We start from the raw sequence: 8,665 nt of genomic DNA, 5'->3' as shown, positions 1-8,665 counted from the left end.
AGCCTAACCCGGACAAACCGGAAAAGACACCGCGAAATACACGGACGGGATTCCGGGGCCGAGGCAGGGTGTTCCCCACGGACACGATTCACTGGACAAGCCTGAACCCCTGACAGCCTTTATTGAACCACGAACCACACCAACCACACGAACGACCTTCCTTCTGGCTTTCTCCAGAACATCGCCCGATGAAAGAGGCCTCGGAAGGCAACCGAGATCGACAACAGGTTGACAAGAACGCATCCGCTAAAGCGCCTACAGCCTACAGCCTAAACCCCTCATTATCAGCGCTTCTTCGTCTCCGCCCGGTCGGTGACCAGGTACCCGCGGCGGTATCGGGCCTCCCAGGAGGGGTCGGACAGGCGCACCTCCAGCTGGTGGTACTCGCCCTCGGCGCCGGCGGCTTCCGGCATGAACGTCAGGGTGTAGTAGAACGGCATCTCGGAGGCGATCCGCCGGTAGATCACGGGCAGTTCCTCGTAGGTGCTCACCTTGTGGAAGGTGCCCCCGGTGTCCGCCGCGAGGCGCTTCATTTCCTCGTAGGCCCGCTTGTACGTGAACTCGAGGACCTTGCGGGCGTCGAAGTCGGAGCGCATGTTCCGTGTCCAGGTCGGGGTCGCCGGCGCCTCGGAGCGGGGGTCGTCCTGCCGGATGAACGCGTAGTACTGGCCGCGCGTCAGCGCGTAGCAGCTCCGCTCCGCCTCCTTGAGGGCCTGCTGGAGGTTGTCCACGGTCAGAACGTGGAAGGTGGCGTCGGAGGCCACCGCCTCCCGCCGGGCCTCCCCAAAGGTCTTCAGGCTCTTGTTGTCGATGCCGTCGGTGTACAGCACGACCACCTTGCGCCCGTGCGCCTTCTGGAGGATCTCGCGGGCGGTGAGCCAGAGGGCGTCGTAGAGCGCGGTCCCCCCCTGGGCGTCGACGCGGTCCAGGACCAGGGCGCGCTTTTCCCGCCACGAGGACTCGAAGGGTGAGAGCACCTCGATGTCCTCGTTGAAGTTCACCACCGCCAGCCGGTCCTGGGGGCGGGAGAGTGCCGCCCGCTGGATGAAGTCCGCGGCCCCCTCCTTGATGAGGTTGATCTTTTTCCAGGTGCTCCCGCTGGAGTCGATGACGGTCAGGAGCGTGAGGGGCTGGTTGGTCTCCAGGAAATTGGTGAGCTTCTGCTCGCGCCCGTTGTCGAAAATGCGGAAGTCTTTTTCCCGGAGCCCGGTCACGGGGTACCCGTCCTTGTCCAGGACCACCACGTTGACCGACACGGCGGTCACCCGGGAGGAGATGGTCTCGGTTTCGGGGACGACGGGCGGGTCCGCCGCCCGCAGACCGCCCGGCGCCAGGCAGGCCGCCACGCACAGACACCCCAGGACAAACCGTTTGTTCACCTTCGCCTGCATTCCATCCTCACGTTTCCCTTTTCGGGTGATTTGCCCGGTTCGGGGTTCCGCTCCCGTTCCCGGGGAGGTCACCGCCCGCGCTTCACCACGTACTCGATGGCGTCCACGATCCGCCAGAAACTCATGGGGGGTTTCTGCTCTGCGCTGGTGCGCATCACGATGTGTTTCTTCCGGCCCGACATCTCCCCCGTGAGCTCGATGACGAGGGGGTCCTCGATGTCGTTCTTCCCGTAAGTGTCCGACAACTGGAAGAACCCCTCGCGCTCGAGGGTCTGGGCCACGTGCCACATGGTGGACGGCGACAGGACCGCCTGCCGTACGATGACCCCCTTGTCCACGACCGCCAGGTTCCCGTCGGAAGAGAGGCTCACCAGGGACTCCTCCGGCGGGAACCCCCCGGACTTCCGCATCAGGATGGTGAACACCTCCATGGGGGCTTCCTCGACCTTCTTTTCCGCGGCCGGCGGGGCGCCCGCCGCCGGGGCCGCCGATGGGGCCGTCGCGGAGGCCGCCGACGGGGCCGGGGCCGGCGCCGTCGAAGGGGACGCGGCGGAGGCCGAACGCCCGGCAACCATTTCCATCTCGAGCTCGCCGCCCCCCGGCCGGGGGATGGCGGCCCGCACGATGCCGATCCCCGGCACCACCGTCAGGAGCGTCTTCCACGCGTCCCCGCGCTGGACCTGGAAGGCCACCGCCCGGTCGAAGTTGCCCACCTCCGTCCGGCAGCCGCCCTCGATAGGCACGAACCGGTGCATCCCGTCCTGGGCCAGGAGGGGTTTTTCGCCCAGGGGCGTCCACTCCATGAACCGGGAGTGGTCCCGGTCGAAGCGGATGACCCGGCTGTTGCCGCCCGCCAGGGGGAGCCCGTCGGGCCCGAGGGATTTCTCGTCGGGGAAGAAGGAGAAGACGGCGTAATCCCTTCCCTCGAGGCGGATCGTTCCCGTGATCTTCATCTCGTGGTTCCGGGGGGCGGCCCCGAGGGTCCGGTAGGTCCACGCGGTGTTGCTCTCGAGGGGGAGGAAGTACTGGGGCAGGACCACCCGGGGCATGTTGGTCTGCAGGACGACCCGCCGGACCTCCGACAGGATCCCGTGGGGCAAGCAGTGCACCTCCCCGAAAGCGATGTACTCGCCGTCCTGCACGTAGCTCCGGGTGAAGTCCCACGCCGCCTCCCAGCGGGCCTCGCCGCGGGGCCGGATCTCGAGTTCCTTGAACCCGACCTCGAAACTGGCGCCCCACGACCAGCGCCAGAGCGTCGTCTTCTCGTCGGTGGACATCACCACGAAGTCGTACATCTGCGTGGAGGGGAATTTCAGTTTCACCGGGGTTTTGTTGGGGTTCGAGAGGGTCATGGAGAACCGGAGTTCGGAGCCGGCCTGGGTCACCCGCACCGTCAGGACGGGCTGGCGGTGCCGCGTGGACAGGATCTGCCGAACCGGCGCGCCCGGAATGGCGTCGCCCTTTTCCGACTCCAGGATCCGGTAGCGGGAGAAGCGGACGGACCCCGCCGTGGTGAAGGCGGGATCGAGCACTTCCACCCGGAGATCGGTGTACTTGAAGCAGATGGCCGCTTCCCCCTCGATGGTCCAGCGCTTGCCCTCGGTGTCCTCCAAGCCCGGGGACCCGTTCAGGTTGATGATTTTGCCCGCGGCCGTGGCGGGTGCGTTCTCCGCCGGGGCCTGGGCCGGGGCCCGCAGGCCCGACGCCGCAACCATGGCCAGCAACAGGAGCGCGTGAAGGAGTTTTTTCATCTCACCCTCGCCGTCACCGGGCCCGCTCGACGGAAACCCCGGTCTGGGGAATGTTGAGCTTGAGCAGCCGCCCGGAATCGTCCCGCCAGACGTCCAGCGTCAGGTTGGGGCTGGAAACCTCGAAGTGGTCGGCCTTGGATCGCTTCCGGCCCCACTGGCACTCGTCCTTCCCGACGTACCGGACGAACACCGTCCCGATGCCGTCTTTCCCGAGCTGGGGCACGAAGACCGAGAAACCCTGGGAACCCGACCGCTTCATGTCGTAGCGCAGCAGCAGCAACTCGACGTGGCAGAAGATGTTGTGGTCGAGGATGGCCCCGTTGGACGGGAAGACCACGTCCTGGGTCTCCTTCTTCGCGCCCAGGTCGAAGGTGCAGGTGGCCTTGTCCCGGGTGAACTGGACCTGGATCCCCTGCTTTTCGCGCCCCTCCTGGATCGTCAGCTCGTAAGACCCGGAAGCCAGCGCCCCCGTCAGGGTCAGCTTCGTGTCGAGCCCGACGGTCGTCATCCGCGACTCCTTCGGGACGTTGAGGGTCGACCGGGTGGTCACCATGCCGCCCCCGTTCTCGATGTTGATGGAAAACTCCTCGCTTCCGATGGCGGCGCCGTTCTGGATGATGGTGAAGGAGCCCCGATCGGAGAGCCTCTGCGCCGGGAGGGAGAGCCCGAGCGCCAGCCAGGCCGGCAACAGCACGATCCAACGTTTATGCATCCCGAGACCGCCTTTTCAGTAGTTTCTGGATCTCCCGCTTCTGGGTTTTCTCCTGCTCGCCGGCCCGCTTGTCCACGGTGGTCTTCCCCCGGCAGAGCCCGATCTCGACCTTGACCAGGCCCTTCCGGAGGGTCACGGCGAGCGGGACGAGGGTCATCCCCTTCTCCCGGACCTTTCCGATGAGGCGACGGATTTCCGACCGGTGGAGCAGGAGCTTTCGGGGCCGCACGGGGTCGTGGTTGAAGAGGTTCCCGTGGGTGTAGGGGTTGACGTGGCACTGCATGAGCCAGACTTCCCCGTTCCGCAGCCGGGCGTAGGACTCCTTCAGGTTGACCCGGCCCTCGCGGATCGACTTGACTTCCGTCCCCTGCAGCACGATCCCCGCCTCGAAGCGCTCGAAGACCTCGAACTCGTGGAACGCCTTCTTGTTCTTGGCGATGAGCTTCTCTTCCATTGCGTACCCCGCGGCTTCGCACCGGCGGCCGGACGCCCCCCCGCATTCGGCCGGGGGAACGGGCCACCGCGCACGATCGCGCGATTATACCAGATCGGCGGCGGGATTCGCAGCGCTTTTCTCTCGGTCCCGGCCGCCGGCGAAGCCCCGCCCCGACAAAAAAGGGCAGGGAAATGCTTTCCAAGCGGTTTTCAATGCGGTATAATCCTCCCGATTCTGACGGGCGAGGTCATGTTGAGTCTGCACCCTGTTCACGAACGGCACCCGGTGGCCCCGGTCCGTGGGGTTCGTTCGACCCTCGCCGGGCGGTGACGGATGGCGCCGACGACCGAACGGGACGAATACGGGACCGGCACCCTCCACCAACTCTTCCGCCGGAAGACCCTCGACCGGATCCTGCAGGACGCCGACCGTCCCGAGTACCGCCTCAAGCGCGCCATCGGCCCGGTCCAGCTCACCCTCTTCGGGGTCAGCGCCTGCATCGGGGCGGGGATCTTCGCCACCATCGGGACGGCCGCCGCCGGCGACGCGTCCCGCCTGGGCGCCGGCCCCGCCCTGATGGTTTCCTTCATTCTCACCGCAGTCGCCTGCGGCTTCACCGCCCTGTGCTACGCCGAGTTCGCCTCCATGGTTCCCATCTCGGGCTCGGCCTACACCTACTCCTACGCCACCCTGGGGGAAGTGACCGCCTGGATCATCGGCTGGGACCTCATCATCGAGTACGCGGTGGGAAACATCGCGGTGGCCATCAGCTGGGCCAACTACTTCAAGACCCTGCTGGCGGGGTTGGGCATCCACCTTCCCGACTGGCTCTCCATGGACTACCGGACCGCCGCCAGGATCGTCAAGGACGGCGTCCTCGTGGTGTACCAGGAAGCGCCCCACGTTTTCGGCATCCCCATCGTCTTCAACCTTCCCGCCGTCCTGATCGTGGCCGCCATCACCCTGGTGCTCATCTGGGGCATCCGGGAGAGCGCCCGGTTCAACATGGTGATGGTCGGCATCAAGATCCTCGTCCTCATCCTGTTCATCGTGGTGGGGATCCTGTGGATGAAGCCCGCCAACTGGACCCCGTTCAGCCCGAACGGCTGGGCCGGCGTGAGCGCGGGGGCCGCCGTGGTCTTCTTCGCCTACATCGGGTTCGACGCCGTCTCCACCGTGGCCGAGGAGACCCGCAACCCCCAGCGGAACCTCCCCATCGGCATCATCGCCTCGCTCCTGATCTGCACCGTTTTCTACGTGGTCATCTCCGCCGTTTTCACCGGCCTCATCTCCTACCCGGACCTGCAGAAGGCCCTCGCCTCCGAGCAGGCCGAGCCGCTGACCCTGGCCCTCCAGAAGGCCTGCCCCACCTGGGACTGGGCCATCGGGGTCGTGGCCTTCGGGTCGGTCGTGGCCCACACCGCCGTCCTGCTGGTCTTCCAGCTCGGCCAGCCGCGGATCTTCTTCTCCATGTCCCGCGACGGGCTCCTGCCCGCGGCCTTCAAGAAAGTCCACCCGAAGTACCGGACCCCCTACCTCTCCACCGTCATCACCGGGGCCGCCGTCGCCGGGGTCGCCGCCGTGGCCAGCATCGACGAGATGGTGGACCTGACCAACATCGGCACCCTCTTCGCCTTCATCCTGGTCTGCGCCGGCATCATCGTGATGAAGATGAAATCCCCCGAACGGGCCCGTCCCTTCCGGGTGCCGAGCGGGACGTGGTGGTCGGCCTCCCTCTACCTGGTCTTTGCCGTCGCCACCCTCCTGATCCCCATGGACCTGCCTTACCGGGTGCTCATGCTCGCCGTGGCCGCCTACCTTTTCTACACCTGCCGGAACCACATCCTCCCGGTCCTCGGGATCTGCTCCTGCGGGTACCTGATCTTCTACCTTCCCGCCACCTCCTGGCTGCGGTTCTCGGCCTGGCTGAATTTCGGCTTCGTCATCTACGTCGTCTACGGTTCCATGAAGAGCCGCCTGACGGGCATCCACGAGGGGGAGAGCAAGGTCCAGCACGGCGTGTATTCCGCCAAGATCGGCGCCTTCCTGCTGACCCTGGGGACGCTGATGATCATCGTCACCCGCGCCCTCGAGATCTTCCTCCTCCACTTCCGGACGAACAGCGAGAGCTTCTCCCTGGGGTTGCGCTCGATGTTCTCCCTCAACACCTGGCTCGAGCCCTCGACGTTCATGATCCTGCCCCTCCTGGCGAACATCTTCGTCTTAGCCCCCGTGATCCTGGTCCGGATTCGACGGGCCCGGGCCCTGGGCCTGGAATCCGCCGAGTCCCGCACCGCCACCGCCGCCGTGGCGAACACCCTGGTGGTGACCGGGATCAGCCTGCTCTACCTCCTCCTCCTCGTGGTCCACCCCTGAGCGTCCCGGCGCCGGTTCGGCGGCCGTTTGCGCCCCCCCAGGGCCCCAACCCGGCGTGAGATGCGGTCGCCCGGATTTCCGCTTCCTTTTCCACGGGTCAAGGGTAGAATGGGTCCCTTGGGGAGCGTGCCCGTGAACCACCGATTCAGAGCCTTCCGGCACCGGGATTTCCGGCTGTTTTTCAGCGTCCAGCTGGTCTCGCTCGTCGGGTCCTGGATGCAGAACCTGGCCCAGGGGTGGCTGCTCTGGCGGCTGACTGGGTCCTCGTGGTTCCTCGGCCTCCTGGGGTTCTTCCAGATGGGCCCCGTCCTGCTGTTCGGCCTTCCCTCCGGGATTGTCGCGGACCGCTTCGACCGGTACCGGCTGGTCCTCCTGACCCAGTCCCTGGCCTGCATCCAGGCGGCGGCCCTGGCCCTCCTGACCCTCGGCGGCGTCATCCGGGTCTGGCACCTGCTGGCCCTGGCCGCTTTCCTCGGCCTCGTCAACACCTTCGACATGACCGCCCGCCAGGCCTTCCTCGTCCGGATGGTGGGCCCCGTCGACCTCCCCAACGCCATCGCCCTCAACTCGGTCCTCTTCAACGGCGCCCGCATCGTCGGGCCGGCCATCGCGGGGTGGGTCGTCGAACGCTACGGGGAGAGCGCCTGTTTCGCCGCCAACGCGGTTTCCTTCCTGGTGGTCCTGGGGGGCCTGCTCCTCATGCGGGTGGAGCGGGACGCCCCGGACAAGGCCACGACCGGCGCCTGGTCCCAGTTGCGGGAAGGGCTCGTCTTCGCCTACCGGCACCCCGAAATCCGCGGCATCCTCACGATCCTGGCCGGTGCGGCCTGTTTCGGGATGGCTTACCTCTTCTTTCTGCCGGCCGTGGCGGGCGAGGTCCTGGGCCTCGGGGCGCGGGGGATGGGGATGCTGCTGACCCTGGCGGGGATCGGCGCCATCGGGGGCGCCCTCTTCATGGCGGGGTACCGGCACCCGGACCGGCTGCTCCGCCTGGCCCGGGCCTCCGCGTTCGCCTTCGGCCTCGGCCTGGCGGCCTTCGGGCTGTCCCGCAGCCCCGGGCTCTCCTGCCTGCTGCTGGTGCCGGTCGGGTTCGGCATGATGACGTCCATGTCCTGCGCCAACATGCTGATCCAGAACCAGGCGCCCGAGGCGCTTCGCGGCCGGCTCGTGAGCCTCTACATCTTCGCCTTCGGAGGGCTGTCCCCGGTCGGGAGCCTTCTGCTGGGCGCCCTGTCCCGCTGGATCGGCGTCCAGGCCGCCCTCACGGTCGGCGGGCTGGTCACCGCCGCCGTCGCGATCTCCGTGCGTGTCGGGCGAAACGCGGCCCCCGGCCCCGAAGCGGGGAGCCGAAGCGCCTAACGTCCGGGCGGCACGGCGGGCCCTTCCCCGGCCGGGGTCGCCTCGGGAAGGTCGAGGTCCAGGATGGCCTCCCGGTCCGCCACGATCTCCACCTCCGCTTTCGCCGGGCGCCGTCCCGGGGCCTCCGCCCGGACCAGGTGGGGCCCCAGGTACAGGGACAGCCGCAAGGGGGTGTCGGACGACACCTCCCCCATTGCCTCCTCGTCGATGAACACCCGGACCCCGTCGATTTTCACGCGCACCGTCAGCCAACCGGTCGGGGGGGTTGGCGAGGAGGGCCCCGCGGGCGGCCCCGCCGGGACCCGGATGATGATCGGGGGAGCGTACTTCGGGTCCGGACGGGGTCGCGCGAGTTCCTCGGCCACGGTGGGCGGGGACGCCCCTCGAGAAACGGGAGCGGGCGGGGGGACGTCCCCCGTGAGCAGGGTCCCGAGGTAGTAGATCCCCGCCGCCGCTGCGCCCAGGCCGACGAGGATCAGGGCCAGGACCATCCCCCGGCCGAGCCGCCGCGGACGGGGGGCTGCCGGGAGATCCGGGGCGGGACGGGCCCGGTGCCGCTCGCCGGGGGCGTAAAGGGGGCCCTGGGCGGCGGGCTGCGGGGTGATCTTCGGGACCAGGGGCGGCGGGGGCTCCGCGGGCG

The 8,665-nt window shown here is 67.8% G+C and carries 7 protein-coding genes; 2 read left to right on the top strand and 5 right to left on the bottom strand.

Annotated elements, in window-relative coordinates; translation table 11 throughout:
* Window positions 1-284: 284 nt before the first annotated feature.
* The 4 genes from KA419_20895 to smpB all read right to left on the bottom strand — a co-directional run bounded on the left by KA419_20895 (window position 285) and on the right by smpB (window position 4,308).
* Entirely contained in the window at window positions 285-1,379 is a 1,095-nt protein-coding gene (locus KA419_20895) for a VWA domain-containing protein (GenBank protein MBP7868393.1), read from the bottom strand.
* An 80-nt stretch (window positions 1,380-1,459) separates the two neighbouring features.
* A complete protein-coding gene (locus KA419_20890; protein ID MBP7868392.1) occupies window positions 1,460-3,142 on the bottom strand; it encodes a hypothetical protein in 1,683 nt (560 codons plus the stop codon).
* A 13-nt stretch (window positions 3,143-3,155) separates the two neighbouring features.
* Window positions 3,156-3,854 carry a hypothetical protein gene (locus tag KA419_20885; protein MBP7868391.1) on the bottom strand — a complete coding sequence of 233 codons (699 nt, stop codon included), beginning with the start codon at window positions 3,852-3,854 and terminating at the stop codon, window positions 3,156-3,158.
* The gene (gene smpB / locus KA419_20880; GenBank protein MBP7868390.1) at window positions 3,847-4,308 is read right to left on the bottom strand and encodes an SsrA-binding protein SmpB; all 462 of its coding nucleotides are present in this window, start codon (window positions 4,306-4,308) and stop codon (window positions 3,847-3,849) included. Before smpB ends, KA419_20885 begins: the two co-directional genes overlap by 8 nt.
* Window positions 4,309-4,623: 315 nt before the next feature.
* Between smpB and KA419_20875 the strand changes: the two genes are divergently transcribed.
* Entirely contained in the window at window positions 4,624-6,666 is a 2,043-nt protein-coding gene (locus KA419_20875) for an amino acid permease (GenBank protein ID MBP7868389.1), read from the top strand.
* Between the two features lie 132 nt (window positions 6,667-6,798).
* Window positions 6,799-8,025 (top strand): MFS transporter, encoded by a 1,227-nt coding sequence (locus KA419_20870; protein MBP7868388.1) that lies wholly within the window; start codon window positions 6,799-6,801, stop codon window positions 8,023-8,025.
* Here KA419_20870 and KA419_20865 read toward each other — a convergent pair.
* Window positions 8,022-8,665 (bottom strand): PEGA domain-containing protein (locus KA419_20865; protein ID MBP7868387.1); only part of this gene is annotated, 644 nt, incomplete at its 5' end. The two genes, KA419_20870 and KA419_20865, sit on opposite strands and share 4 nt — an antisense overlap.

It is taken from the genome of Acidobacteriota bacterium (assembly GCA_018001935.1).
Lineage (GTDB): Bacteria > Acidobacteriota > JAAYUB01 > JAAYUB01 > JAAYUB01 > JAGNHB01.
Note: the sequence above shows the minus strand (reverse complement) of the source record. Positions and strands in the feature narration are given on the sequence as shown.

Coding starts and splice junctions, on each gene's coding strand:
- KA419_20890 (MBP7868392.1), bottom strand. CDS start 3,142: ATGAAAAAACTCCTTCACGCGCTCCTGTTGCTGGCCATGGTTGCGGCG.
- KA419_20885 (MBP7868391.1), bottom strand. CDS start 3,854: ATGCATAAACGTTGGATCGTGCTGTTGCCGGCCTGGCTGGCGCTCGGG.
- KA419_20875 (MBP7868389.1), top strand. CDS start 4,624: ATGGCGCCGACGACCGAACGGGACGAATACGGGACCGGCACCCTCCAC.
- smpB (MBP7868390.1), bottom strand. CDS start 4,308: ATGGAAGAGAAGCTCATCGCCAAGAACAAGAAGGCGTTCCACGAGTTC.